22 protein-coding genes are annotated in these 24836 nt (G+C 72.8%); 16 read left to right on the top strand and 6 right to left on the bottom strand.

Annotated elements, in window-relative coordinates:
* Positions 1 to 14: 14 nt before the first annotated feature.
* From QN157_01440 to QN157_01425, 4 genes are all read left to right on the top strand, one after another.
* A complete protein-coding gene (locus QN157_01440; GenBank protein ID MDR7554248.1) occupies positions 15 to 1241 on the top strand; it encodes a CoA transferase in 1227 nt (408 codons plus the stop codon).
* Positions 1201 to 3084 carry an acetyl-CoA carboxylase carboxyl transferase subunit alpha gene (accA, locus tag QN157_01435; protein ID MDR7554247.1) on the top strand — a complete coding sequence of 628 codons (1884 nt, stop codon included), beginning with the start codon at positions 1201 to 1203 and terminating at the stop codon, positions 3082 to 3084. The genes QN157_01440 and accA overlap by 41 nt, the downstream gene beginning before the upstream one ends.
* 145 nt (positions 3085 to 3229) lie before the next feature.
* Positions 3230 to 3586, top strand: coding sequence for a hypothetical protein (locus QN157_01430; protein ID MDR7554246.1), 357 nt, complete (start codon positions 3230 to 3232; stop codon positions 3584 to 3586).
* 4 nt (positions 3587 to 3590) lie between these two features.
* On the top strand, positions 3591 to 4562 hold the full coding sequence (locus QN157_01425; protein ID MDR7554245.1) for an ATP-binding protein: 972 nt from the start codon (positions 3591 to 3593) through the stop codon (positions 4560 to 4562).
* A 170-nt stretch (positions 4563 to 4732) separates the two neighbouring features.
* Here the strand turns inward: QN157_01425 and QN157_01420 are convergent, their stop codons facing one another.
* The 5 genes from QN157_01420 to QN157_01400 are packed head-to-tail and all read right to left on the bottom strand — an operon-like array spanning position 4733 to position 11149.
* Entirely contained in the window at positions 4733 to 5986 is a 1254-nt protein-coding gene (locus tag QN157_01420) for an MFS transporter (GenBank protein ID MDR7554244.1), read from the bottom strand.
* Between the two features lie 7 nt (positions 5987 to 5993).
* Positions 5994 to 7343 carry a DUF2877 domain-containing protein gene (locus QN157_01415; protein MDR7554243.1) on the bottom strand — a complete coding sequence of 450 codons (1350 nt, stop codon included), beginning with the start codon at positions 7341 to 7343 and terminating at the stop codon, positions 5994 to 5996.
* Entirely contained in the window at positions 7333 to 7893 is a 561-nt protein-coding gene (locus QN157_01410; protein MDR7554242.1) for a (2Fe-2S)-binding protein, read from the bottom strand. Before QN157_01410 ends, QN157_01415 begins: the two co-directional genes overlap by 11 nt.
* Before the next feature lie 50 nt (positions 7894 to 7943).
* Positions 7944 to 8813, bottom strand: coding sequence for a xanthine dehydrogenase family protein subunit M (locus QN157_01405; GenBank protein ID MDR7554241.1), 870 nt, complete (start codon positions 8811 to 8813; stop codon positions 7944 to 7946).
* Positions 8810 to 11149, bottom strand: a complete 2340-nt coding sequence (locus QN157_01400) for a xanthine dehydrogenase family protein molybdopterin-binding subunit (GenBank protein MDR7554240.1) — start codon at positions 11147 to 11149, stop codon at positions 8810 to 8812. Before QN157_01400 ends, QN157_01405 begins: the two co-directional genes overlap by 4 nt.
* Before the next feature lie 549 nt (positions 11150 to 11698).
* Here QN157_01400 and QN157_01395 point away from each other — a divergent pair.
* The 7 genes from QN157_01395 (at position 11699) to QN157_01365 (ending at position 20522) form a co-directional block, all read left to right on the top strand.
* The gene (locus QN157_01395; GenBank protein MDR7554239.1) at positions 11699 to 12367 is read left to right on the top strand and encodes a DUF47 family protein; all 669 of its coding nucleotides are present in this window, start codon (positions 11699 to 11701) and stop codon (positions 12365 to 12367) included.
* Positions 12368 to 13303 (top strand): anion permease, encoded by a 936-nt coding sequence (locus QN157_01390; protein MDR7554238.1) that lies wholly within the window; start codon positions 12368 to 12370, stop codon positions 13301 to 13303.
* A gap of 95 nt (positions 13304 to 13398) precedes the next feature.
* Positions 13399 to 14892 carry an aldehyde dehydrogenase family protein gene (locus QN157_01385; GenBank protein MDR7554237.1) on the top strand — a complete coding sequence of 498 codons (1494 nt, stop codon included), beginning with the start codon at positions 13399 to 13401 and terminating at the stop codon, positions 14890 to 14892.
* Between the two features lie 374 nt (positions 14893 to 15266).
* On the top strand, positions 15267 to 16514 hold the full coding sequence (locus QN157_01380; GenBank protein ID MDR7554236.1) for a BMP family ABC transporter substrate-binding protein: 1248 nt from the start codon (positions 15267 to 15269) through the stop codon (positions 16512 to 16514).
* A 292-nt stretch (positions 16515 to 16806) separates the two neighbouring features.
* Positions 16807 to 18354, top strand: a complete 1548-nt coding sequence (locus QN157_01375) for an ABC transporter ATP-binding protein (protein ID MDR7554235.1) — start codon at positions 16807 to 16809, stop codon at positions 18352 to 18354.
* Positions 18351 to 19487 carry an ABC transporter permease gene (locus tag QN157_01370; protein ID MDR7554234.1) on the top strand — a complete coding sequence of 379 codons (1137 nt, stop codon included), beginning with the start codon at positions 18351 to 18353 and terminating at the stop codon, positions 19485 to 19487. Before QN157_01375 ends, QN157_01370 begins: the two co-directional genes overlap by 4 nt.
* Before the next feature lie 159 nt (positions 19488 to 19646).
* The gene (locus tag QN157_01365) at positions 19647 to 20522 is read left to right on the top strand and encodes an ABC transporter permease (protein ID MDR7554233.1); all 876 of its coding nucleotides are present in this window, start codon (positions 19647 to 19649) and stop codon (positions 20520 to 20522) included.
* A gap of 72 nt (positions 20523 to 20594) precedes the next feature.
* Here QN157_01365 and QN157_01360 read toward each other — a convergent pair whose 3' ends face one another.
* Complete coding sequence (locus tag QN157_01360) at positions 20595 to 21191, bottom strand: hypothetical protein (GenBank protein MDR7554232.1); 597 nt, start codon at positions 21189 to 21191, stop codon at positions 20595 to 20597.
* A gap of 304 nt (positions 21192 to 21495) precedes the next feature.
* Between QN157_01360 and QN157_01355 the strand changes: the two genes are divergently transcribed.
* The 5 genes from QN157_01355 to QN157_01335 all read left to right on the top strand — a co-directional run bounded on the left by QN157_01355 (position 21496) and on the right by QN157_01335 (position 24836).
* Positions 21496 to 21786, top strand: coding sequence for a metalloregulator ArsR/SmtB family transcription factor (locus tag QN157_01355; GenBank protein ID MDR7554231.1), 291 nt, complete (start codon positions 21496 to 21498; stop codon positions 21784 to 21786).
* 121 nt (positions 21787 to 21907) lie between these two features.
* Positions 21908 to 22297, top strand: a complete 390-nt coding sequence (locus QN157_01350; protein ID MDR7554230.1) for a DoxX family membrane protein — start codon at positions 21908 to 21910, stop codon at positions 22295 to 22297.
* Positions 22298 to 22492: 195 nt separating this feature from the next.
* Entirely contained in the window at positions 22493 to 22945 is a 453-nt protein-coding gene (locus QN157_01345; GenBank protein MDR7554229.1) for a carbon monoxide dehydrogenase subunit G, read from the top strand.
* A 218-nt stretch (positions 22946 to 23163) separates the two neighbouring features.
* Positions 23164 to 24336, top strand: a complete 1173-nt coding sequence (locus QN157_01340; GenBank protein ID MDR7554228.1) for an FAD binding domain-containing protein — start codon at positions 23164 to 23166, stop codon at positions 24334 to 24336.
* Positions 24337 to 24338: 2 nt separating this feature from the next.
* On the top strand, positions 24339 to 24836 hold the full coding sequence (locus QN157_01335) for a (2Fe-2S)-binding protein (GenBank protein ID MDR7554227.1): 498 nt from the start codon (positions 24339 to 24341) through the stop codon (positions 24834 to 24836).

The following is a 24836-nucleotide window of genomic DNA, read 5'->3' as shown; positions in this document are numbered from 1 at the left end:
TACGATAGATGGTGTTGCCGATTGGGGATACCCGAGACGTTCCCAGGAGGTGTGTTCTGCGTCCGCTCGACGACCTGCTCGTCATCGACCTGACCCGCGCTCTGGCCGGCCCCTACTGCACGCTGATGCTCGGGGACTACGGCGCCCGCGTCATCAAGATCGAGTCGCCCGAGGGCGGCGACGACACGCGGGGCTGGGGGCCGCCGTTCATCAACGGCGAGAGCTCGTACTTCCTCGGCATCAACCGGAACAAGCAGAGCCTGACCCTCAACCTCAAGCACCCCGCCGGTCAGGAGATCCTGCGCCAGCTGCTGCGGCGCGCCGATGTCCTGGTCGAGAACTTCCGCGCCGGCACCATGGAGCGGCTGGGCTTCGGCTGGCCGGTCGTGCACGCCCTGAACCCGCGGCTGGTGTTCGCGTCGATCTCGGGGTTCGGGCAGGACGGGCCGTATCGCGACCGGACCGCCTATGACCTGATCGTCCAGGGTATGGGAGGATTGATGGGCACCACCGGCGAGGAAGGGGGACCGCCGATCAAGGTGGGCGTGGCCATCACCGACATCGCCGCGGGCATGTTCGCGGCGTTTGGCATCCTGGCCGCGCTGCGGGTGCGCGAGCGCACGGGGGTCGGGCAGTACGTGGACGTCTCGATGCTGGACTGCCAGGTGGCCTGGATGACCTACCAGGCGGGCTACTACTTCGCCACCGGCGAGAACCCCCGGCGCCTGGGCAGCGCCCACCCTTCGCTGGTGCCCTACCAGGCGTTCCGCACCGCTGACGGCTACGTGAACGTCGCCGTGGGCAGCGAGGCGATCTGGCAGCGGTTCGTGGAGGCCATCGGCGCGCCGCACCTGGCCCACGACCCGCGGTTTCGCACCAACGCCGACCGGGTCCGTCACCGGCAGGCGCTGCTCGCGCTCCTGGAACCGATCTTCGCGCAGCGTCCCACGCGGGCGTGGGTCGAGGTGCTGGATCGCCACGGGGTGCCCGCGGGGCCCATCTACCTCATGTCCGACCTGTTCGCCGACCCTCAAGTGCTACACCGCGAGATGCTGCTGGAGATCGACCACCCGCGCGCGGGCCGCATCAAGCAGACGGGCGTGCCGGTGAAGCTGTCGGCCACGCCCGGCCGCGTGGCGGCGCCGCCGCCGGTGCTGGGCGAGCACACGGAGACGATCCTGCGGGAGCTGGGATACGACGATGCGCAGATTGCCGATCTTCGGCGCGATGGCGCCATCTAGCGGGCCGACCGACCAGCCGCCCGCAGGCAGCGGGGAGCACCCCGCGCCCCCCTGGCGCGCCCTGCGGCGCCCCCGGCGGCCGGCGGCGCCGCCGCAGGAGGCGCGCGTGCGCTGTCCGGCGTGCGGCACCGAGACCCCCCGCGCGGTGCTGCGGGCCGCCTTGTGGATCTGTCCGACATGCGGCTGGCACCTGGCGATGCCCGCCCGCGACCGCATCGAGGCCATCGCCGACGCCGGGTCGTTCCGGGAGTTCGACCGTCGGCTGGTCTCGGTGGATCCGTTGCGGTTCGCCGACCAGCGGGCCTACCGCGCCCGCCTCATCGAGGCCCGCCGCCGCACCGGGCTGCGCGAAGCCGTGGTGGTGGGCCAGGCGCGCGTGGGCGGGGTGCCCGTGGTGCTCGCCGTCTTCGACTTCGAGTTCATGGGCGGCACCATGGGCTCGGTGGTCGGTGAGAAGATCGCCGACGCCTTCGAGGTGGCCACCCGCCGCCGGCTGCCCGTGATCACCGTCACCGCGACCGGCGGGGCCCGCATGCAGGAGGGCATGCTCTCGCTGATGCAGATGGCCAAGACGGCCGCGGCACGGGCGCGGCACCACGCTGCCGGGCTCGCCTACGTTTCGGTGCTCGCGCATCCCACCTTCGGCGGGGTCGCGGCGTCGTTCGCGTCGCTGGGCGACGTGCTGATCGCCGAGCCGGGCGCGCAGATCGGTTTCGTGGGGCCGCGCGTGATCGAGGCCACCGTGGGCGAGCAGCTGCCGCCCGACTCGCACCGCGCCGAGCGGCTGTACGCGGGCGGCATGGTCGACCTGCTGCTCGACCGCCGGCGCCTGCGCGAGACGCTGCAGTACCTGGTGCGCCACCTGCGGCACGCGCCGCCACCCCGCCTGGTGGCCGAGCGGCTCCCCCAACTACCCGCCGACCGCCCCGCCGCGCCGTCGGCGTGGGACGTCGTGCAGATCGCGCGGCACCCTGAGCGCCCACGGGCGTCCGACTACCTGCGCCACCTGGTCGGGTCGTTCGTCGAGCTGCACGGCGACCGGCAGTACGGCGACGACCCGTCGATCATCGGCGGCCTTGGCGAGCTCGACGGGCTGCCGGTGGTCGCCATCGGCATCGAGCGGGGGCGCGACGCCGGCGACGGGAAGGGCTGGCATCAGGGCATGGCCCTGCCCGAGGGGTACCGCGAAGCCATGCGCCTGATGCAGCTGGCCGCGAAGTTCCGCCTGCCGGTGGTGACGCTGGTGGACACGCCGGGTGCCTGGCCCGGGTACGATGCGGAGCGACGGGGCATCGCGCAGGCGCTGGCGCAGAGCCTGATGACCATGGCGCTGCTGCCCACACCCGTGGTCGCGGTGGTCATCGGCGAGGGCGGCAGCGGCGGCGCGCTGGCGCTGGCGGTGGGCGACCGGCTGTTGATGCAGGAGCACGCCTTCTTCTCGGTGATCTCGCCGGAGGCTGCGGCGGCGATCCTCTACCGTGATGCACGCCGGGCGCCCGAGGTGGCTGCCGCCCTGAAGCTGACGGCGTTGGACCTGCTGCGCCTGGGTGTGATCGACGGCATCGTGCCCGAACCGCCCGGCGGGGCCCACCGCGACCCGGCCGCCGCCGCCGCCACCCTGCGTCGCTACGTGGTGGCGGCGCTGGCGCCGCTGTTGCGCCTTGCGCCCGCGCGCCTGGTGGAGCAGCGCTACCGCAAGTACCGCCGCATCGGCGAGGTGGGCGGCCCCTGGCGCGACGTGATCCGCGAGGTGCAGGAGCTGTTCGAGTCGGTCGAGCAGCGCTGGCAGCGGCGCGGCCAGGTCACCGCCGGCGGCACCATCGGCAGCCAGGCCCCGTCCTGACAGGCGCTTGCCGCCGCCGCACGGTGGCAGGCGTGCGGCCCGCTGGGGTAAGATCGAAGGAGATCCGTCGCGAGCGGCCCACAGCGCCTGGCCGTCGCCGGTGTGTGGTGGGGCGCTCGCCGGAGTTCGTCGCGAGGGGAACTGCGTGTCCATCACGGTGCGTCACCAGCGCAAGGACCTGGAGCTCGACGGCGTGCGCCGCGTGCGCGACGTGTTCCAGCGCCTGCAGCTCAACCCCGAAGCCTACCTCGTCATCCGGGGCAGCGACCTGCTCACGCACGACGCCGAGCTGCACGACGGCGACCGGATCGAGCTGCGACCGGTGATCTCGGGCGGCGGGCGTGCCGCGGTGCCGGGCGGACCGCTCGTCTCGAGGGGCCTGCGGGCCACCGGGAGTGCCGCAGCGGTCCGCGCGGTGCGTCGGAGGCCTGTCCGGGAGCACGTCGGCGCGCGCGCGATCGGGATCCTCACGCATCGCGTGGCGACCACCGGGGCGGGTTAGCAGCATGCGGTGTGCCAAGTGCCCGGAGAGGGCCGCGGTCGAGATTCGACGGCACCGAGCGGCGTTCTGCGCCCCGCACTTCCTCGAGTGGTTCGAAGCGCAGGTGCAGCGGGCGATCGAGCGCGACCGGATGTTCACCCGCACCGACCGGGTGCTGGTCTGCGTCTCGGGCGGCAAGGACAGCCTGGCGCTGTGGGACGTCCTGCTGCGTCTGGGCTACCGCGCTGCCGGCCTGTACGTCCACCTGGGCATCGGCGACTACTCCCGCGTCTCGCAGGAGAAGTGCGTGGCCTTCGCGCAGGCGCGCGACGCCGAGCTGCTGATCGCCGACCTCCCCGCCGAGTACGGCATGGGCGTCGACGAGCTGGCGGCAGCCTCGGGCCGGGTGTCGTGCTCGGCGTGCGGGCTCTCGAAGCGCTACCTGTTCAACAAGATCGCGCGCGACCACGGCTTCGACGTCGTCGCCACCGCCCACAACCTGGACGACGAGGCCGCGGTGCTGCTGGGCAACCTGATCAGCGGCCAGGTCGAGGCCCTGGCCCGCCAGGCGCCCGTGCTCGAGGGCTCGCCCGCCGGGCTGGTGCGCAAGGTGAAGCCGCTGTACCGGCTGGCCGAGCGCGAGACCGCCGCCTACGCGGTGCTGCGCGGCATCGACTACATCGTGGAGGAGTGTCCCAACAGCGTCGGTGCCCGGTCGCTGCTGCTCAAGGAGGCGCTGAACCTGCTGGAGCGCGAGGCCCCGGGCACCAAGCAGAGCCTCTACTGGAACTTCCTCGAGAAGCTCCGTCCTCACCTCGCCGCTGCGCCCGCGCCCGTGGCGCTGCGCGCATGCCAGCACTGCGGCCAGCCCACCACCACCGAGGTCTGCGCGTTCTGCCGCATGACCGAGCGGGCCGCGGCGCGGCTGCGGGTGCGGCGGGCGGGGGCTGCCGACGCCAGCGTGCCTGCCGGGGCGGGCTCTGCGGTCAGCGGCTGAGGGCGACCCCACACGCTCCAAGGCCTCCGCGCAGGCGAACACGCGCGCGGCCGGCCGCGCCGCCGGGACGACGGTGGCTGCGCGACGGTGACACTGGCGCCACGTGCAGCGCCGTGTGTGCCCGGCCGACCTGCCATCGGCGGGCATGTGCGCCTGTGAAATTGACCTGATCATGCGTGCTCGCGCTTCAGGGAGAGCGCGCACGCCGTCGCCAGCACGCCCCCGGCGCCCAGCGCCGTGTACGCCCAGCCCCAGACCACCGGGATGCCCGGCGGATTGGTCGCGTCCAGCACCACACCGAACACCAGCGGCGCCACGGCGCCAGCCCCAAACCCCAGCAGCGAGCGCAGCGCCAGCGTCGTGCCCAGGAACGCCGGTGGGACCGCTTCGGTCAGCGCCACCGAGAGCACCGGGGAGTCGCCCAGGGCGGTGAAGGCGTAGAGGGCGCCGACGCCCACCACGACCGCCGGCGGCGCGGCGACCAGCCAGCCGATGACCAGCGAGCACGCCGCGCTGGCCCCGGCCAGCCACACCAGGACGGTGCGGCGGCCCAGGCGGTCGGACAGCCGGCCCATGGTGGCAGACGCCAGCAGGCCGATGAGATGAAAGCCGGCCGCGACGTACGACGCGCCCGCCAGCGCGCGGCCGGCCGACGCGCCGGTGGCTGCTAGGCTCGCCGCGAGGAACGCCGGCGTCCAGGCCCACATCGCCAGCAGCTCCCAGCTGTGGAAGACGTAGCCCGCAATCAGCCGCACCGCGGCCGGGTTGCGCCCGACGTCCTGGCGGAAGCGCAGGTGCGTGCCGCGTCGGTGCACCACGTTGGGGACGCCGCGCATGGCGAGCCAGCCGAGCACCGCGCCCGTGACCACGCCGCCGGACGCCACGGCGAAGGCCAGCGGGTAGCCACCCCGCGGCAGCGTCACCCCGGCGGAGGCCAGCGAGACCGCCGAACCCAGCGACGACGCAGCGATGAGCCAGCCCATGGCGCCGCCCCGGCGCGCGGGCTCGTAGCGGTCGGCGATGAGCATGATCAGGGTCGTGTAGGTGCCGCCCAGGGTCAGCGCCACCAGCGTGTAGAGGACCAAGCCCGAGCGGTACGAGCGCGCGAACAGGGCGAACGCCGTGGCGGCCACGGCTGCGGCGACCAGCGATGCGAGGTAGACGCGTCGCGCGCCGATCCGATCGGCCAGCCACGAGCAGCCAAACAGCGAGACAGCGAACCCCAGCTGGAAGCCGGTGGAGATCGAGCCGGCCGCCGCGGCCGACATCTGCCAGGCCGGCCGCAGCACGGTCACCGCCGCCGGGTAGATGAGGAAGACGAGCTGGGTGGCGGCGCGGGAGGCACAGACCGTCAGCAGCCAGCCGTCGCGTGTCCAGCGTGGGCTGGCCGACCGCGTCGCCGCGCGGGATGGAACGACCGGCACGCCGCCCTCACGACTCCTGCGGGCCCGACACCACCCGCCAGGCCCAGCAGAAGCCGGTGAGCCCGTCAGCGCCCGAGGTCTCGCCGATGGCCACCACCTGCAGGGCGGCTGCGCGCGCGGCCGGGGCGTTGTCCAGCGCCCGGGCCAGCCGGTGCCAGGGCCTGGGCGCCCACCCGCGCTGTGCCGCCAGCAGGTACGCGGCGCCCACCCGCGTCGTGCGCGGGCGGGCCGCCGTTGCGATCCGCGCGCGCACCTCGGCCGCATGCTCTGCGCCCGCGAGCGTGGGCCAGACCCACGTGGCCAGCATGACGCCACACAGCAGGTCGTCACCCGAGGGCGTCAGCCCGGGCCCCAGCCCGGCAACGAGCGCGGCGGCCTGCGCGCACGCATCGTCAGGCTGCCGCACATTGGGCAGGGTGCGGTCGAGCAGCGCCTCACCCGATCCGCGCGCGGCAGGAAGTCCCGCGCGCGCGGGCTGGTAGAAGAGCGACGCAAGGATCTCCAGGGCCCGGGCGAAGGGCGCGAGACGGTCGGGGAGGTCTGCGCCTGTCGAGGGCAGCCCCCCCAGACGCTCGGGATGCCCACGATGCGCGAGCGTGTGGTCCGCGGGGAGCCCGCCTCTCCACAGCAGCCCGGCCAGGCTCTCGGGAGGCGCAGCCTCGCGCAGCACCTGCTCGACCGCCCGGCGTGCGGCAGACGTATGAGGGGCATCCCCGTCGCCCCAGGGCCGGGGCACCTCGGGGTCCCAGCGCGCGCCCGCGCGGAGGTTCACCTCGACGTCACCGACCGTCAGCACACCCCGGTCCAGCCGCACCGGTCCTGCAGTGGCGTACAGCGCAGCGCGCAGGTGCTCGAAGCCGGCGACTGCGGCGTCGAACGGGCCTGGTTCCAGGTGCGGCGAGGTGAGCGCGACCAGGCGCGGGACGTCCCCGGCGTGCGCGCGCGTCCGCCCCGAACGGTCCTCGTGGGCTCCATCGGCCCCGGGTGCGGCGCTGCGTGTATCAGGCAATCCGGCTTCCTGGAGGGTGACCCGAGCACCGGCGCCCCGGGTAGGGCTCCCAGGGGAAGCCCGGTTGGCGCCAGCCCCCGCCTCGAGAGCCTCTACGGGAGCAGCGTTCTCGATGGCCGCGAGCTCGTGCTCGATGTCGACCAGCTCGAGGTAGGCGCTCCGCTGGAAGGTCGCCAGCACCCGCGCGGTGCCCCGGGTGTGCGCGAGCGCCGCCAGCGGGGTGGCCACCCGGACTGCCGGTAGCCGCAGGCGCGGCGCCGCGCGCGTCGTCGTCCAGAGGGCTTGGCTGCGATGCACGACCGCTACGGGCAGGGCGAACGGCACATCGGCCGCCGCCTCACCCTGCATGCGGCTCGGGCGTAGTCGGCGCGGTCCCCCCGGCGGCGTCCGGCGCTGCCGACGACGCGCCGGCACCGGTCGGCGTGGGCCAGGGCTCTGCGGGCGGCGGCCCGGGCGGCCGCCCGGCCGCCGCCCGCACGGCGTCGAAGATCGACGTGTAGCCGGTGCACCGACACAGGTGGCCGGCGAGCACCTCCAGGATCTCCTCGTCGGAGGCCTGCGGGTTGTCCCGCAACAGGGCATGGGCGCTCATCAGGAAGCCCGGTGTGCAGAAGCCGCACTGCAGCGCGTGGTAGTCGCGGAACGCCTGCTGCAGCGGCGACAGGTGCTCGGGCGTGCCCAGGGCCTCGACCGTCGTGATCTCGTGCCCGTCGGCCTGCACCGCGAACAGCAGGCACGAGCGCACCGGCTCGCCGTCCAGCAGCACCGTGCACGCGCCGCAGACTCCGTGCTCGCACCCCAGGTGGGTGCCCGTGAGCCCTGCGTCCTCGCGGATGAAGTCGGCCAGGGTCCGGCGCACCTCTACGGTGCGCACGACCTCCGCGCCGTTGATGCGCATGCGCACCTCGGCGTGGGTGACCGGCTGCAGCATCCGCTTCCCCGATCGCCTCATGTCTGCACCCTCTCTGCCGCCTGCAGGAGCGCCCGCGCCGCCAGCACGCCGGCCACGTGCTTGCGGTACTCGGCGCTGGCGTGGATGTCGCCCTCGGGCTCGAGCGCGGCCGTCACCGCGCGTCCGGCCTCGTCGGCCGCCTCGCGCGTGAGCGCGCGTCCGACGAGCAGCGCCTCGGCGTCGGCCACCCGCACCGGTCCGGGTCCGACACCGGTGAACGCCAGCCGCGCCTCGATGCACCGCCGGTCACCGTCGAGCCGCACCAGCGCGGCCACACCCACCAGGGCGAAGTCGCCGTGGCGCCGCGCCACTTCCTGGAACGCCCAGCCCGTCCTGGGCGGCGGCACCGGGAAGCGGATCTCGGTGAGCAGCTCGTCGGGCTCCAGCGCTGTGGTCAGGTAGCCGGTGAAGAACTCCTCACAGCCAAGCGTCCGCTGGCGGCGCCGGCTGACCACCTTGAACGTCGCCCCCAGCACCGAGGCGACCGCCGGCAGCTCGGCTGCGGGATCGGCGTGGGCCAGGCTGCCGCCGATGGTACCGCGGGTACGGATCTGCGGGTGCCCGACCCACCGCAGGGCCTCGCGCAGCAGGGGCAACTGCGTGGCCACCAGTGGGTGGGTCTCGACCGTGCGCTGACGCGTCATGGCCCCGATCACGATCGCCCCGCGGGCGGCCCGGACGAACGCCAGGTCGGGCACGCGGTTGATGTCGACGAGCACCGCGGGCCGCGCCAGGCGCATCGCCAGCAGCGGCACCAGGCTCTGCCCGCCCGCCAGCACCTTGGCGTCGGGGCCGAACTGGCGCAGCGCCTCCAGGGCCTCGTCGCGCGTGCGGGGTGCCAGGTACTGGAACGGTGCGGGTTTCACCGCCGGCCTCCTGCGGGCAGCGCCGCCTGCGCGGCGAGCTCACGCACGCGCGCGGGCGACAGCGGCATCTCGGTGATCCAGGTTCCCAGGGCGTCGTCCAGCGCCGACGCGAACACCGCCGGCACGGGGATCACGCCGGCTTCGCCGGCGCCCTTGAGCCCCAGCGGGTTCAGGGGCGAGGGCGTCTCGAGGTGTCGGATCTCGATGGGGGCCACCTCCGCGATCGTGGGCAGCAGGTAGTCCATGAACGTCTGGGTCAGCAGCTGCCCCGTGTCGTCGTACACCAGGCGCTCGTAGAACGCGCCACCAATGCCCTGCGCGACGCCGCCCCGGATCTGCCCCTCGAGGATCAACGGGTTGATGACCGGACCGCAGTCGTGCACCACGACGTAGCGCAGGATGCGCACCAGGCCGGTGTCGGGATCGACCTCCAGCACCGCCGCGTGACACCCCGCCGCGAACGTCCCGCGCGGGGGCGCGAAGTAGCGCGTGGCCTCCAGCCCGGGCCCTTCCCACTCGCGGGGGATGACGCCGCGCAGCGGGTTGGCCGCAGCGGCCACCTCGCCCAGCGTCACGGCGCGTCCCGGCGCGCCCCGTACGAAGACTTTGCCCCCCGAGAGCTCCAGGTCCTCCCGACGGGCTTCCAGCAGGGTGGCGGCCACGGTCAACGTCTTCTCGCGGACGGCCTGCGCGGCCAGCGCCACGGCGTTGCCGGCCACCACGGCGGCGCGGCTGGCGAAGGTGCCCGTGCCCCACTGGAAGGCGGCGGTGTCGCCGGTGGTGACGGTGACGTCCCGCACGTCCACGCCCAGGGCGTCGGCGATGATCTGCGCGAAGGCCGTGTAGTGGCCCTGGCCCTGGGTGCCCACGCTGGTGGCCGCGAACACCTTGCCCGAGGGCTCCACCGTGATGCGGCAGCCCTCGTACGGGCCGATCCCTGTCCCTTCCACGTACATCGCCAGCCCCAGCCCCACCCGGCGGCCCTCGCGCGCGGCCCGGGCCTTCGCCGTCGGCCAGTCGCGGTAGCCGATGGCCTCCAGCGCGGTCTCGAGCACCGCAGGGTAGTTGCCACTGTCGTAGATCAGGGGCGCGTTGTCCTGGTAGATCAGCCCGACGTCGTAGGGGAAGTCGTCGGGCTGCACCAGGTTGCGCCGCCGCACCTCGGCGCGGTCCAGCCCCAGCTCTCGCGCCACGCGGTCCAGCAGCCGTTCCATGACGAAGACGCCGTGCGGGCGGCCGGCCCCCCGGTAGGGGCTCACCTGGGTCTTGTTGGTGAACACCGCCTTGAACTCCGCATGGTAGTTGGGGATGCGGTACGGCCCTGGCAGCGTGGTGCTGGCCACGATGGGCACGATCAGGCCGTAGGCGATGTAGGCGCCGGTGTCGTGCAGGAACTCGACCCGCACGCCCTCGATGCGCCCGTCCCGGTCGACGGCGATGGCCGCGTCGTAGATTTGCACGCGCTCGTGGTTGGTGGCCACGAAGTGCTCGCGCCGGTCCTCGATCCACTTCACGGGGCGCCCCAGGACCATGGCGGCGTGGGGGACCAGGATCTCCTCCGGGTAGCACATCATGATCTTGGGACCGAATCCGCCGCCGATGTCGGGGGCCACCACCCGCACGTCGTTCAGCGACAGCCCGAAGAGCTGGGCGAGGAAGTTCCGGATTCGGATGGGCGCCTGCGTCGTGTCCCACACCACGAGTTGCCGGGTCCTGGCCTCCCACTGGGCCACGACCCCGCGGGTCTCGATGGGCGACGAGGCACCCCGGTCGATCACGAACCGCTCGCGGAACACATGGGCGGCCCGCGCGAACGCCGCCTCCACGTCGCCCACGCGCTGGGTGTAGTGGGCGGCGACGTTGTCGGGCACGTCGTCGTGCACGCGCGGGCTGCCCGGTCGGACCGCCGCCTCCAGGTCCACCACGGCGGGCAGCGGGTCGAACTCCACTGCGATCAGGTCCGCGGCGTCCTCGGCCACGTACCGGCTGGTCGCCACCACCATCGCCACGGGCTCGCCGACGTGACGGACCACGTCGCCGGCCAGCGCCACCTGGGTCTTGTGGTGGACCAGGGCCGGGTGGGGGATGAGTTTGGGCAGCGGCCCGCGGATCCCCGGCGGGAGGTCCGCGGCGGTGAAGACCGCCACCACGCCCGGATGCGCCCGCGCCCGGCTGACGTCCAGACGCACCACGCGCGCGTGGGCGTGGGGGCTCCGGTAGAAGGCCGCGTGCAGCAGGCCCGGGAGCTGGAGGTCGTCGATGTACGTGCCGTGTCCTGTCAGCAGGCGCGGGTCCTCGTTGCGCGGGATCCGCGCGCCGAACCAGCGGGTCGCCATCCGGACCCTCCAGGGCGCCACCCGGCCGGTCTCGCCGGGCGGAAGAGAAGTGTTGTTTCGGGACCGTGCCAACCGGCTCCTCCCGAGCGCGGAGCTCCGCGCGGCCGTCCGGCGGATGCCGCGCGGTGTCGCGCGCACGCTGTCCGTCGGTGCGCCCGCAGCCCCGCCGCCGCATGGCAGCCCGTCCCACGACCGCCGGGCGTACGCGTCCCGCACGCACGCTGCCCGCGGGTGCGCCCGCAGATGGGCCAGAGCCGATGCGGCCGGGAGCCTGCAGCCGTGCCGGCGCAGACCGCACGCGTGGCCCCCTGCGCGGCGCCTGGTGCGCCGTGCGCCGCACGGCGGGCGCAGCGGAGGGCGCCCTGCGTCCGACACCGAAGTCACGGAGCACGGGCCAGCGCCCGACGACGCCGGCCGGCACGGAGGGCGTCATCGCCGGCGGTCGTTCGCGCGGGCCCAGGGCACAGGCGCGGGCACGGCGTGCGGATGGCCGGCGGCTCCGCGCCGGGATCGGCGGGCGCAGCGCCGCACGGCGCTGGAGGTGCGAGGGTGAGCAGGGTCGTCGAGTTCCTCTTCGGGCAGGGCCGCGAAGCCGAGGTCCGGGCGTTGATGCGCCGGCACCTCGACAAGGTCGGCGAGTGCGTGGCGCGGGCAGGCGAAGTGCTCGACGACTACCTGGCCGGACGCCTCGACGAAGCCAAGGCCGGCGCCATCGAGGTCGACCACCTGGAGACCGAAGCCGACCACCTGCGGCGGGCGGTGATCGACCTGCTCTACCGTGGGGCGTTCCTGCCCGTGGCCCGGCCCGACATCCACGACTTCGCCGAACGGGTGGACATGATCGCCGACGCGGCCGAGGTCACCTGCGACTTCCTGCTCGGCCAGCGCCCCGAGATCCCCGCCGAGTACGCCGAGAGCCTGCGCGAGATCGTCCGCCTCACCCGCGAGACGTTTGCGGCGCTGCACGAGGCGGTCACGCTGTACCTGACCGGCGGTGACCAGGGTGCCATCCGCGAGCGGCTCAAGCAGGTGGGGATCACCGAGTCCACCATCGACGACCACGAGTGGAAGCTCACGCGCCAGATCTTCACCTCGACCCTGCCGCTGGCCGCGCGCATGCACGTCAAGGCGTTCCTGGAGGCGCTCACCGAGATCTCCGACGACGTGGAAGACGCCGGCGACCGGCTGGAGATCCTGCTGATCGGCCTCAAGCTGTAGATGCTGGCGCTCCTGCCGGCCCTCTACCTCGGGTGGGGCGTCGGCGCCAACGACGCCGCCAACACGTTTGGCCCGCAGATCGGGGCCGGTGTGATCGCGTTCCGCCGCGCGGTGGTCCTCGCCGCGGTGTTCGCCTTCCTGGGCGCCGTGGTCGAAGGCCAGAAGGTGTTCGGCACCGTGGGGGGCCTGACGCGCCTGCGCCCGCACACCGCCGCCGTGGCCACGCTGGGGGCCGGGATGAGCGTCCACCTGATGACTGCGCTGGGGATGCCCATCTCGACGTCGCACGCGATCGTCGGGGCGCTGGTGGCGGTGGGGACGACGGAGCCCACCGGGATCCACCGGGGGATCCTGGCCAAGATGCTGGCGTCGATGGTGACGGCGCCTGTGGGTGCCGGCGGCATCGCCTACCTGCTCTACCGTCTGCTGGCCGTCCTGCAGGGGATACGCGGGCTGGACGCGCGGCGCTTCGACCGGCTCGTCCGCGTCGCGGCCGTGCTGGTGGGCTGCTACGCCGCCTACGCCCTGGGGTCCAACAACGTGGGCAACGCCATGGCGCCAGCCGTCGCCGCGGGCGTGCTGACCCCGGCGGCCGGTGCGGCGCTGGGCGGTGCGGCGATCGCCGCGGGCGTCCTGACCTTCAGCCGCCGTGTGATCCTGCTGGTGGGCAACCAGATCACCGCGCTCGACCCCGCCTCCGCGCTGGTGGCCGCCGCGGCCACCGCGCTGACCACCCACCTCTTCACCCAGGTCGGCGTGCCGGTCTCCACGTCCCAGGCCATGGTGGGCGCGGTGGTAGGGGTCGGGCTCACCAAGGGCATCGTGGCGGTGAACCGGCGCATCTTCTGGCTCGCGCCGGCGGGCTGGCTGGTGAGCATCTCGACCGCCGGCGTGCTCACGTACCTGGGGCTCGGGGTGCTGGCGCTCGTGCGGTGAGGCCGGCGTGGGAACGGTGCCGGGCCGGCGCCAGGACTGCTGTGCGGCGCCGCAGAAGGCATTCCCCGCCGACACTGTGCCGGGGAGGGTGGACCATGGCCATCGCGGCGAGCGAGCAGACCTACAAGAACTTCATCGGCGGCCGCTGGGTCGCCTCGTCCTCCGACCGCCTGGTCGCCAACCGCAACCCCGCCACGGGCGAGGTGCTGGGCCAGGTGCCACTGTCGACGCGCGAGGAGGCGCGCGCCGCGATCCAGGCCGCGGTCGACGCGTTCCCCCGGTGGCGCGCCACGCCGGGCCCCGTGCGCGGCCGCATCCTGTTCAAGGTGCTGGAGCTCTTCGAGCGGAAGATGCCGCAGCTGGCGGAGATCCTCACCCGCGAGGAGGGCAAGACCCTCGCCGAGTCCACGGGCGAGCTCGTGCGCAGCCGCAACATCCTCGAGTACATCGCCGGCGAGGGGCGGCGCCTGCGGGGGGAGACGCTGCCCAGCGAGCTGCCCAACACCTTCACCTACACCGTGCGCGAGCCGCTGGGCGTCGTGGCGGTGATCACCCCGTGGAACTTCCCGGCGGCCATCCCCATCTGGAAGCTGGCGCCCGCGCTGGTCTGCGGCAACACCGTGGTCTTCAAACCCGCCACGCTGACGCCGTGGACCGCCTCGGCGCTCGTGGAGCTCTTCCAGGAGGCCGGCCTGCCCGACGGGGTGCTGAACATGGTCATCGGGCCGGGCAGCACCGTCGGCGACGAGCTGATCACGCACCCTGCGGTGCGCGCCGTGTCCTTCACCGGCTCCAACGAGGTGGGGATCAAGCTCTACGAACGGGCGGCCGCCGGCGGTCGACGCGTGCAGGCCGAGATGGGCGGCAAGAACCCGGTCGTCGTCCTGGAGGACGCCGACCTGGAGCTGGCGCTGGCGGGCACGATCCAGGGTGCCTATGGGTCGACGGGCCAGCGCTGCACCGCCACCAGCCGGGTCATCGTCGTCGAGCGCATCGCCGACCGGTTCGTGGAGGAACTGGCGGCGCGGGCGCGGGCCCTGGTGGTCGGCGACGGGCTCGACCCCCGCACCCAGATGGGGCCCTCGGTGGACGAGTCCCAGATGAAGACGGTGCTGCGCTACATCGCCATCGGGCAGGAGGAGGGCGCCCGGCTGGTCACCGGTGGCCGGCGCCTGACCGAGGGCGCCTACGGCCGGGGGTACTTCGTCGAGCCCACCATCTTCGACCACGTCACGCCCCGGATGCGCATCTTCCAGGAAGAGATCTTCGGCCCCGTGCTGGCGGTCTGTCGCGTGCCCGACTTCGACGCGGCGGTCGAGGCCGCCAACGCGGTGCCCTACGGGCTCGCCTCATCCATCTACACGCAGGACCTGGCGAAGGCGATGCGGTTCGTCGACCGCAGCGAAGTGGGGATCGTCCACATCAACAACCCCACGGTGGGCGGCGAAGCGCACCTGCCCTTCGGCGGCACCAAGGCCACCGGCGTGGGCCCGCGGGAGCAGGGGAGCGTGGCCATCGACTTCTACAGCGAGCTCAAGGTCGTCTACCTCGACTACACCGGCGCCAAGCGCACGGCGACGTTCTTCTGAGCCGCCGGAAGGCGCGGCCGCCGATGGTGGCGCACGTGGTCGTCCGTGCGTGCCGGGCGGCGCGCCGCCGCGGGGCGCCTGCGGGCAGTCTCGTGCGTGAATGCGCCGCCACCGGGTCCGCGTTGCAGACCAGACCTGAATGCCGGCCACGGCAACCAGGCTGATGATCAAGCGTGAATGCCGCGACCACCGGGTCCGCGTTGCAGGCGGCGTGAGCGGCCGCCTGGGGATCTCCCGCACAAGCCTCACGTCGTGGCGGCGGGGATGCAGGGGCAGCCCCTCGGATGCGCGGCGGGCAGGGGGCCGGGCGGCGGCTGCGGAATGAGAAGCACAACACCCTTGAGGGAGGAGCGCCTATGGCTGGAGAGGCTCGTGTGCGCAGGGGGATCGCGGCAGGCCGCCTGGTCGCCGTCGCGGCGGTGCTGGTCGCGTTGCTGGCGGGCGCCGCGGCGTGGCAGCCCGCGCCGACGTCGGCGGCGGCCGGGCCCACGGTGACCCTGGCTATCCTGCACTTCAGCGTGATCAAGGGCACCACGTGGTCCGGCGCGCACCACCGCGCCGGGCAGCGCATCGCGGCCAAGTACCCCAACGTGAAGTACGTCTACCGCGAGGAAGTGGGCCCCGACGCCACGGTGCCGTTCGCCGAGGAGCTGATCCGCCAGGGCGCGAGCATCGTGGTGGGCAACGCGGAGTTCATGGGGTTGCCGCTGCGGGAGATCGCCGACCGCTACCCCAACGTCTACTTCGGCTCGGTAGTCGCCAGCGACATCTCCCAGAAGCCCAACTTCATCCGGTTCTTCCCGCGCCAGTACCAGGCGCTCTACCTGGAAGGGCTCGTCGCCGGCGCCCTGACCAAGACCGGCAACATCGGGGTCGTCTCGGCGTTCCCCAACATCCAGGTGCTGCGCCGTACGGCGGGCTTCCACCTGGGCGTGCAGGACGCAGCCCGGGCGCTGGGCAAGCGCGTGAACGTCTACATCAAGTACGTGGGCGACTGGTACAAGCCCACCGAGGAACGCGAGGTGGCCCGGACCCTGGTGAGCCAGCACCGGGTCGACGTGCTCACCCAGCAGACCGACTCGGGCTCGCCGCTGGACGTGGCGCAGGAGCGGGGCATCTGGTTCGTGGGCAAGGACATGGACATCGTGGGCTTCTACGGGTGGTCGAACACCGACACCGTGGCCATCTCGTTCGATACGCGCTGGGAGGTTCTCTACGACCGCATGGTGCGAGCCAAGCTGGCCGGCAGCCTGTCGCCGCGCACGTTGCTGTACCTGGGCATGCGGGACACCATGACCCTGGCCGACGGGACCGTGGTCAGCGCGGTGGACATCATGAACAACAAGAAGATCGGTGTGGAGGCCATCAGCCCCAAGGCACGCCGGGCGCTGCCCGAGACGATCGTGCGGCTCGTCGCGCAGCGCCGCGAGCAGATGATGAAGGGCGAGTGGGATCCCTTCCAGGCCCACGCCCTGGTGAGCAACGGCACCGGCCTGGCGCTCAAGGACCTGCCGATTCCGGCCCGGGGGACCGTCGTCAAGAAAGCCGGGGAGATGCCCTCGGACGAGTGGCTGCTGTCGAAGTTCAACTTCGCGCTGGAGGGCATGACCATCCTTCGGTGAGGCCCCACGCGGGCGCCGGGGCTGCGCGGGGCGTAGACGGCGGGGGCCGCTCCCGCGCCGGTGACGTGGCCGCGGCGCGCAGGGTCGTGACGTGGACGTCTCCTCCCGGGGCTGCCAGCGCCGGGAGGAGGCGTCCTGGGCCTACCGGGCCGACAAGCGACCGGTCGCGTCCCTCGCGCGCTCCCCGTGGCCCGCACGGTGATGGTCAGTGGCGCCCGGCCATCGGCCCGACAGGCGACACGCCGTGCTGCCGCGCCCGCCTCGCACCGTGCGCGTCCCGGGGTCGGCACTAGTGCACCACGACACACCGGCCGGCGAGGTCATCCTGGAGGCCCGGGGCATCACCAAGCGGTTCCCCGGGGTGCTGGCGCTGGACCGCGTCGACCTCGACGTGCGTGCCGGCGAGGTGCAGGCGATCCTCGGCCAGAACGGCGCCGGCAAGACCACCCTGATGAACGTCCTCTTCGGCCTGGTGCACCCGGACGAGGGCCAGCTCGTCCTGCGTGGCCGGCCGGTGGCGTTCCGGTCCCCCCACGACGCGCTTGCCGCGGGGATCGGCATGGTGCACCAGACCCGCAGGCTCGTAGCGGCCCACACGGTGGTCGAGAACGTCATCCTGGGCCATCCGCGGGCCCGCGGCGTGCTCGATCTGCGCCGGGCCCGCCGGGACCTCGAAGCCTACTGCGCCCGCTATGGCCTCGCCATCGACCTGGGGGCGAAGGTCTGGCAGCTCTCCGAGGGCGAGAAGCAGTGGGTCGAGATTCTCAAAGCGCTCTACGGCGGCGCCAGGATTCTGATCCTCGACGAGCCCACCTCCGCCCTGACGCCGCCCGAGGTGAAGACCCTGCTGGACGTGCTCCGGGCCATGGTGGCAGAGCAGGGGCTCACGGTGCTGCTCGTCACCCACAAGCTGCCGATCGTGATGGCGATCAGCCACCGCGTGACGGTGCTCCGGGCGGGGCGGGTCGTCGCGCGCCTGCCGACCGCTGCGGCAACGGAAGCGACGCTGGTGCAGCACATGATCGGCCAGGAGGTCGCCGCCCCGACGGTCGACGCCCCGACGACGGCCGGGCGGCCCGTGCTGGAGGCGGACCACCTGGCGGCCTACAACGACAAGAACCTGTTGGCACTGCGCGGCCTCTCGTTTGCGCTCCACGCGGGCGAGATCCTGGGCGTGGCCGGCGTCACGGGCAATGGCCAGGAGGAACTCGCCCAGGTCCTGGCGGGGTTGCGGCCCGCGGCCAGCGGGACCGTGCGTCTGGACGGCCGCGACATCACCGCGGCCTCGCCCCTGGAGCGGTGGCGGCTGGGCATCGGGTACATCCCCGCAGAGCGCACCACGGTGGCCTCCATCGCGACGTTCTCGCTGGTCGAGAACACCGCGATGAACTTCCACTTCGACCCGGCGTACACCCGGCGCGGTCTGTTCGACTACGCGGGGCTCGAGGCCCTGACGGCGCGCATCCTCGCAAGCTATCGGGTCCAGGCGCCCGGCCCGCGGGTCCCGGCGCAGCACCTCTCGGGTGGCAACCTCCAAAAGCTCATCCTGGGCCGGGTCCTCGCCCGCGCGCCGCGCGTGCTCATCGCCCACCTGCCCACGCAGGGGCTGGACGTCGAGGCGGCTGCGTTCGTGCGCGGCAAGCTCCTGGAGGCGCGGGCTGGCGGGGCGGCCGTCCTGCTCATCTCCGAGGACCTGGACGAGATCCTGGCGCTCGCCGACCGCGTGGCGGCCATGTACGAGGGCCGGTTCGTGGCGATCCTGCCGCGCGAGGCTGCCTCCGCCGAGACCGTGGGCGCCATGATGGCGGGGCTGCGGCCGGAGGAGGCGGGCCTGGCGTGAGGCTCGGGCGCTACGCGCTGGTGCTCGAGCGGCGGCCGACGCGTCCCGCCGCCCACGCGGTCCTGACCGCGGTCCTGGCCATCGCCCTGGCCCTGGCAGGGTCCAGCGTGCTGTTCCTCTCCAGCGAGGCCGGTGTGCTCGCCGCCTACCGGGCCATCTTCTCGTACGCGTTCCTCAACCCCCGGGGTTTCGTCGCCACCGTGCACCGGGCCATCTACCTGCTGCTGTGCACCGTGGCGTTCGTGGTCCCGCTGCGCGCGGGCCTGTGGAACATCGGGTTGCCCGGCCAGGTCTACGCGGGCGCGCTGGCAGCGTTCGCCGTGCCGTTTGCGCTGGGCGCCGACCCGCAGGCCCTGCCGCTGCCCCCGGTGCTGCTCGTCGCGCTGATGGCGGCGGCCGCCGCCGTCGCAGGCGCGGCAGTCGCCGGGGCGGTGGGCCTCCTGCGGGCCCGATTCCAGGTGAACGAGATCCTGGTGACCATGATGCTGAACTCGATCCTGTTCTGGCTCGTCGCGAACTTCATCAAGGAGGGCGGCCCGTTCATGAGCGCCACAGCCGAGGGCGAGAGCTTCACCCTCCCGGTGGCGCTGCGGGCGCCGCTGGTGCTCGACGTCCCGCTCACGGCCGCGGTGGCGCTCGGCGCCGCCGTGCTGCTCGATCTCTTCTTCGCCCGCACCGCGGCCGGCTACCGCGTGCGGGCGTTGGGCGAGAACCCCGCGGCCGCACGGTACGCCGGTGTCTCCCCGGTGCGGCTCACGGTGCTCGTCTTCGTGGTCGGCGGCGCGCTGGCGGGGCTGGCCGGCTACCACTACTTCGGGGCCGTCCCGGGGCTCTACAAGATTCCGGGGAACTACGGCTTCTACGGCGACCTGGCGTTCTACGGGATCATCTGCGCCCTGATCGCCCGCGGCAGCTCGCTGGGCGCCGTGCCCATCGCGGTGCTGTTCGCCGGGCTCTCGCTGGGCGCCCGCTTCGCGCAGGGCGCGCTGCGCCTGCCGTTCGGCGTCGACTACGCCATGCTGGGCCTGCTCATGATGACGTTCGTCGGCTCGCACGTGCTGTACCACTACCGCATCGCCTGGCGGCCGGTGGCGCTGGCGGTCACGCCGGCGCCCTCGCCCAGGTGGCCCTGACCGCGGGGGGACGGCCATGCGGGTCAGGCGGATGCGGCGCTGGCCACCACCGCGCGCGGAGCGGCCCTGGGCGGACCGTGCCCGGACGGGCAGACCGTGGCCCCGTCGACGACACGGTGGGGCCGTCGGGAGGTGGACGGCGGTAGCGGAGGGCGGCGCGTGACGGAACTCCTCGTGCGCAGCCTGGAGGCCTCCACCGTCTTCCTCTTCGCGGCCCTGGGCGAGCTCGTGAACCAGCGCGGCGGGGTCCTCAACGTGGGGCTCGAGGGCGTCATGCTCTTTGGCGGGACGCTGGGGTTCCTGGCAGCGCAGGCCGCCGCCAGCCATGCCCTGGGATTCGCGGCAGCGCTGGCCATCGGCGCCGTGCTGGGCGGCGCCCACGGCTTCTTCGCCATCACCTTGCGCGGTGACCAGGTCGTGAGCGGCATGGGGCTGTGGATCCTCAGCTTCGGGCTCACGACCTACATCGGCAACCCGCACACCGGTCCGCTGGGGCTGGGCCGTCTCCCGACGCTGTGGGGCCTCTCGCCGTTCGTGCTGCTGGGCGTCGTGCTGGTGCTCGCGGTATGGGGGCTGCTGGCCCGGACCGGCCCGGGGCTCGCGATCCGCGCCGTGGGCGAGAATCCGGCGGCGGCCGAAGCGTCGGGCATCGACGTGGCCGCGGTCCGGTACCTGTGCGTGATCGGCGGGGGCATGCTGGCGGGCCTGTCCGGCGCAGTCTACACCCTGTCCTACAACCCCGTGTGGAACTACAACTTCCTGATGGGGTGGGGGTTCGTCAGCCTGGCCCTGGTCTTCTTCTCGTTGTGGCATCCCGTGATCTTGCTCGGCGGCGCGCTCCTCTTTGGCCTGATGTGGCAGCTCTCGCTCAGTCCGGAGCTCCTGCTGCCGGGCGTGCTCTCGCGCTACATCTGGCGCACGGTGCCCTTCGTCACGACCATCGTGATCCTGGCGGTCATCTCGACCCCATGGTTCCGGGCCCGCTGGGGCCTGGCGAAGCCCGAGGCGCTGGGGCGGCCCTACCCGAGCGACTAGCGGGAAGGGCGCCGCCGGGGGAGAGGAGCCGCCCGCGGCGCCGCGCAAGCGGCACCCCCCCGAGCCGCCGGACTATCGCGCCGGCTGCTTCACCGGGGCCAGGTGGCCGGGCCGGTACACCCCGATCTGGAAGATCCGGTCGTGCAGTGCGGGGTTGCCGGGCTGGTGGACGAGCCCGAACTGCAGGCCCAGGTCGTCGTAGTGGAGCCGCGCCACGCGGTCCTCGGGGTAGCGGTATTCCTTGTAGGTCTTGCCGTAGACCTCCTCGATCCTGCCGCGCCGCATCATGAGCGACACGCCGCGGTCGGTGCGGTACCGGTCGTTGGTGCCAAACGCGCTGATCAGGCGGATCCGCCCCGTGGCCATCGCCAGCGAGACCCACAGCCCCTCGGCGCGCCACTCGTACAGCACGATCCCTTCCCGGGGGAACTCGTCGCGCCGGGGCTTGGTGCCGACGGCCGCGACGATCTGCTCGATGGTCATGGTGAGCCGCGCGGGCCCCACGCGCTCGCCCGGGACGATCAGCCCGTCGCCGACGACCTGGCTGCCGGGGCGCGACACCTCGGGGCGGGAGCCCTCGCCGCCCGGGCCCTCCGGTTGCGCGCGCACGGCGGAGGCCGCGAGCACGGTCACGAGGAGGATCGCCATGGGCACGGGCAGTCGCATCATCTTCCCTCCACGGGCGCCCGGCCCGTGCGCCGGGCAGATGGTGTACGCGCATCGTCGGACAGCTGGGTGCATGCGCATTGCCCGACAGGCCGACAGATCGCGCCCGCACGTTGGCGCGTCGCCCAGCGCTGCCGTCGGCACCGGCGTCGACGCGCTCACGGGCTATCGTAGCCCGTGGGGTCGGCGCTGACCAGGCCGATCCGGCCCCGGTGCCGTGCACCCGCTGCCGGCGCGGCCGATCGTCCGGCGGCGCCCTTGACGGCCCGCGCGGGGGCGGGCATAGTGGAATTCGAGGATTTTGGAAATGCCAAAGGCAGCGAGGGTGCAGGAGCAGCGCATGGTGCGCATCTTCAAGGCGCTGGGCGATCCCACGCGCTACCGGATCGTCCGCGTCCTGATGGATCGGGGCGAGGTGGCCTGCCGGGACCTCGCCAGGCTGTTCCCGCTGAGCGCACCGGCGCTGTCGCACCACTTCCGGGTGCTCCAGGAGTGCGGCCTGATGCAGATGCGCAAGGAGGGCGCCTACCACTTCTTCCGGGTGGACCGGCACCTGGTGGAGCGCGTCCTGCACGCCTGGACCGCGCGAAAGTCCTGAGCAGGTCCTGCGCTGGTCTCTTGCGGTGTGCAAGACAATTCGATTATTTTGGAATTCTGGAAGCATCGTTTTTCGTAGTACGGTGTGGGTACTACGGGGCATACGGAAGGAGGGACGCACGATGGAAACGCTCTTCATCATCGGTCGGATCCTGCTGGGCGGGTTCTACCTGTTCAACGCCCTCAACCACTTCACGAAGGCCGACATGATGGCCGGGTACGCGGGGAGCAAGGGTGTGCCGGCGCCCAAGGCCATGGTGCTGGTCACCGGGGTCTTGCTCCTGATCGGCGGGTTGAGCATCCTCTTCGGCGTCTACCCCACGGTCGGCGTCCTGGCCCTGGTGGTGTTCTTCGTCCCGGTGACGTTCTGGATGCACAACTTCTGGGCCGTGCAGGACCCGATGCAGAAGACGATGGAGATGGTCCAGTTCGCCAAGAACATGGCGCTGCTGGGCGCGGCCCTGGCGCTGCTGGCCATCCCGCAGCCCTGGCCGCTGAGCCTGGGCCGGTAGATCGCCCGGGGCGTGGCGGCGTCGCGCGTGGGATCGTCCCGACCCCACGCGCGACGCGCTCTCCGTGGACAGACCGCGGGTGTCGCGCGTCTGTTCCACGACGCCGGCGCCGTGGCCGCCGCAGGTTTGACACGCGGAATGCGCCATGGCTATAGTGGGCCTGCACGCCGGCTGACCGTCCCGGAGGGTGTGTTGATGAAGATCGAAGGGCAGTACGTGCTGCCTGCCCGTCGCGAGCGGGTGTGGGAGGCCCTGAACGACCCCGAGGTGCTCACCAGGGCCACGCCGGGGCTCAAGGCCCTGCGGCCCGCGGGGCCCAACGAGTACGCGGCCACCATCGAGCTGGCTGTGGGGCCCGTCAAGGGCTCCTACGACGGCAGGGTGCGCATCACCGACCAGGTCGCGCCCGAGAAGATGACGCTGGTGGTCGAGGGCGGCGGCCGCGCCGGCACGATCAAGGCCACCGGCAACCTGACCCTGCAGGCGCAGGGCGATCAGACCCTGGTCACGTACGTGGGCGACGCCCAGGTCACCGGCGTGCTCATGAGCGTGGGCCATCGGCTGTTCGGCGGCGTGGCCAAGCAGCTGGCAGGCGAGTTCTTCAAGGCCCTCGAGCGCGAGGTGGCCCGGCGCGCAGACCGCGCCTGACGCCGTTCGCCCTTTCGCAAGCCTGCGCAGAACTGCCAAAGAGGGGCGCTCGCGCGGTAATTTGCCTGTAACGCCTGCTTTTCTCGCCGCGTTTAGGCGTTGACAGGGCGCCTTTTCACGCTGATTATTGGCACGACAGTCCCAGGAGGCGTCGTTCTCTCTAGAGAACGACTTTAGAAACGATCCGCGGAGTCCGCGTGCTCCGGCAGGGGGGGCCGGTGGTACCTGCTGTCGTCCGCGCCGTCAGGATCATCAGGTACCTCGAGCGCCGGGGCAGCCGGGGTGCGACCCTCGCGCAGATCCACCGCGTCCTCGACCTCAACAAGAGCACCTGCCACAACCTGCTCAAGACCCTCGCGGCGTTGAGACTGGTGGAGTTCCTGCCGCGCTCGCGCCGCTACCAGCTGGGGCCGGCGCTCTTCGCGGTCGGCCGGCCGATCGACCGCAGCCTGCACACCATCTCGGGCGGCCGATCCATCGCGCCGCGCAAGCGACGACACAGGGGGTGGGGAGCCATGATCCCGGAGCGGTTCGAGTACCTCGCGCCGACCAGCGTCGCCGAGGCCGTGGAGCTCCTCCGCGCGCACGGCGGCGACGCCAGGCTCCTGGCCGGCGGCCACAGCCTGATCCCCCTCATGAAGCTCCGGCTCGCGATGCCGCGGTACGTGATCGACCTGAACCGCGTGCCGGGGCTCGCCTACGTCGAGGAGGCCGACGGCGTCCTGCGCATCGGCGCCATGACCCGTCACGCCGACATGGAGCACGCCGACGTGGTGCGGCGCCGCTACCCGCTGCTCGCGGACGCCGCCCGGGTGATCGCCGATCCCCTGGTGCGCAACATGGGCACGGTCGGCGGCGCGCTGGCCCACGCAGACCCCGCGGGCGACTGGGGCGCCGCAATGCTCGCCGCCCGCGCCACCGTGGTGGCCACCGGGCCCCGGGGCGAGCGGGTCGTGGCCATCGACGAGTTCTTCCTCGACACGTTCGCCACGGCGCTGGAGCCCGACGACGTGCTCACCGAGATCCGCGTGCCGCAGCCGGCGCCGCGCACCGGGGGTGCCTACCTGAAGCTCGAGCGCAAGGTGGGGGACTTCGCCATCGCCGCGGTGGGCGCGCAGGTGACCCTGGATGCGCGCGGGGTCTGCACGGCCGTGGGCATCGGGCTGTGCAACGCGGGCCCGCGCTCGCTGCGGGCCCGGGACGCCGAGGAGGCGCTGCTGGGCCGCGTGCCCGACGAGGCCACCATCGCGCGGGCAGCCGAGGCCGCCGCGCGCGAGGCCGATCCGTCCAGCGACCTGCGCGGTCCGGCCGAGTACAAGCGCGACGTCGTCCGGGTGCTGGCGGCCCGGGCGCTCAGACGGGCCCTGGCACGGGCGTCGGGGAGGGAGTGAACATGGGTTACCGCGTGCACGTGACGGTCAACGGCACCCCGCGCGAGGCCGAGGTGGAGGCGCGGCTGCTCCTGGTGCACTTCATCCGGGAGGTGCTGGGCCTCACGGGGACCCACATCGGGTGCGACACCACGAACTGCGGCGCGTGCACCGTCCTGCTGGACGGGCGACCGGTCAAGTCGTGCACCGTGTTCGCGGTGCAGGCCGACGGCCGGGACCTCATGACGGTGGAAGGCCTGGCCCGCGACGGCGAGCTGCACCCGATCCAGGAGGGCTTCCACGAGCGGCACGGCCTGCAGTGCGGGTTCTGCACGCCCGGGATGATGATGACGGCCTATGCCCTGCTCCAGCGCACCCCGGCGCCCACCGAGGAGGAGATTCGCTGGGCCATCGCGGGCAACCTCTGCCGGTGCACGGGCTACGTGAACATCGTCGAGGCGATCAGGTACGCGGCCGAGAAGCTGCGCGGCGCGCCGGTCACCACGGGAAGGGGGAGCTAG

Source organism: Armatimonadota bacterium, from assembly GCA_031459855.1.
Lineage (GTDB): Bacteria > Sysuimicrobiota > Sysuimicrobiia > Sysuimicrobiales > Humicultoraceae > Fervidifonticultor > Fervidifonticultor primus.
The sequence above is the reverse complement of the archived record's forward strand: the minus strand, read 5'-3'. Positions and strand labels throughout refer to the sequence as shown.

Excerpts from the sequence above, each read along its gene's own strand:
- QN157_01410 (MDR7554242.1), bottom strand. The coding sequence starts at position 7,893 with ATGCGCATCAACGGCGCGGAGGTCGTGCGCACCGTAGAGGTGCGCCGG.
- QN157_01350 (MDR7554230.1), top strand. The coding sequence starts at position 21,908 with ATGGAAACGCTCTTCATCATCGGTCGGATCCTGCTGGGCGGGTTCTAC.
- QN157_01360 (MDR7554232.1), bottom strand. The coding sequence starts at position 21,191 with ATGATGCGACTGCCCGTGCCCATGGCGATCCTCCTCGTGACCGTGCTC.
- QN157_01385 (MDR7554237.1), top strand. The coding sequence starts at position 13,399 with ATGGCCATCGCGGCGAGCGAGCAGACCTACAAGAACTTCATCGGCGGC.
- QN157_01425 (MDR7554245.1), top strand. The coding sequence starts at position 3,591 with ATGCGGTGTGCCAAGTGCCCGGAGAGGGCCGCGGTCGAGATTCGACGG.
- QN157_01390 (MDR7554238.1), top strand. The coding sequence starts at position 12,368 with ATGCTGGCGCTCCTGCCGGCCCTCTACCTCGGGTGGGGCGTCGGCGCC.
- QN157_01400 (MDR7554240.1), bottom strand. The coding sequence starts at position 11,149 with ATGGCGACCCGCTGGTTCGGCGCGCGGATCCCGCGCAACGAGGACCCG.
- QN157_01335 (MDR7554227.1), top strand. The coding sequence starts at position 24,339 with ATGGGTTACCGCGTGCACGTGACGGTCAACGGCACCCCGCGCGAGGCC.
- accA (MDR7554247.1), top strand. The coding sequence starts at position 1,201 with ATGCGCAGATTGCCGATCTTCGGCGCGATGGCGCCATCTAGCGGGCCG.
- QN157_01355 (MDR7554231.1), top strand. The coding sequence starts at position 21,496 with ATGCCAAAGGCAGCGAGGGTGCAGGAGCAGCGCATGGTGCGCATCTTC.
- QN157_01345 (MDR7554229.1), top strand. The coding sequence starts at position 22,493 with ATGAAGATCGAAGGGCAGTACGTGCTGCCTGCCCGTCGCGAGCGGGTG.
- QN157_01415 (MDR7554243.1), bottom strand. The coding sequence starts at position 7,343 with ATGCAGGGTGAGGCGGCGGCCGATGTGCCGTTCGCCCTGCCCGTAGCG.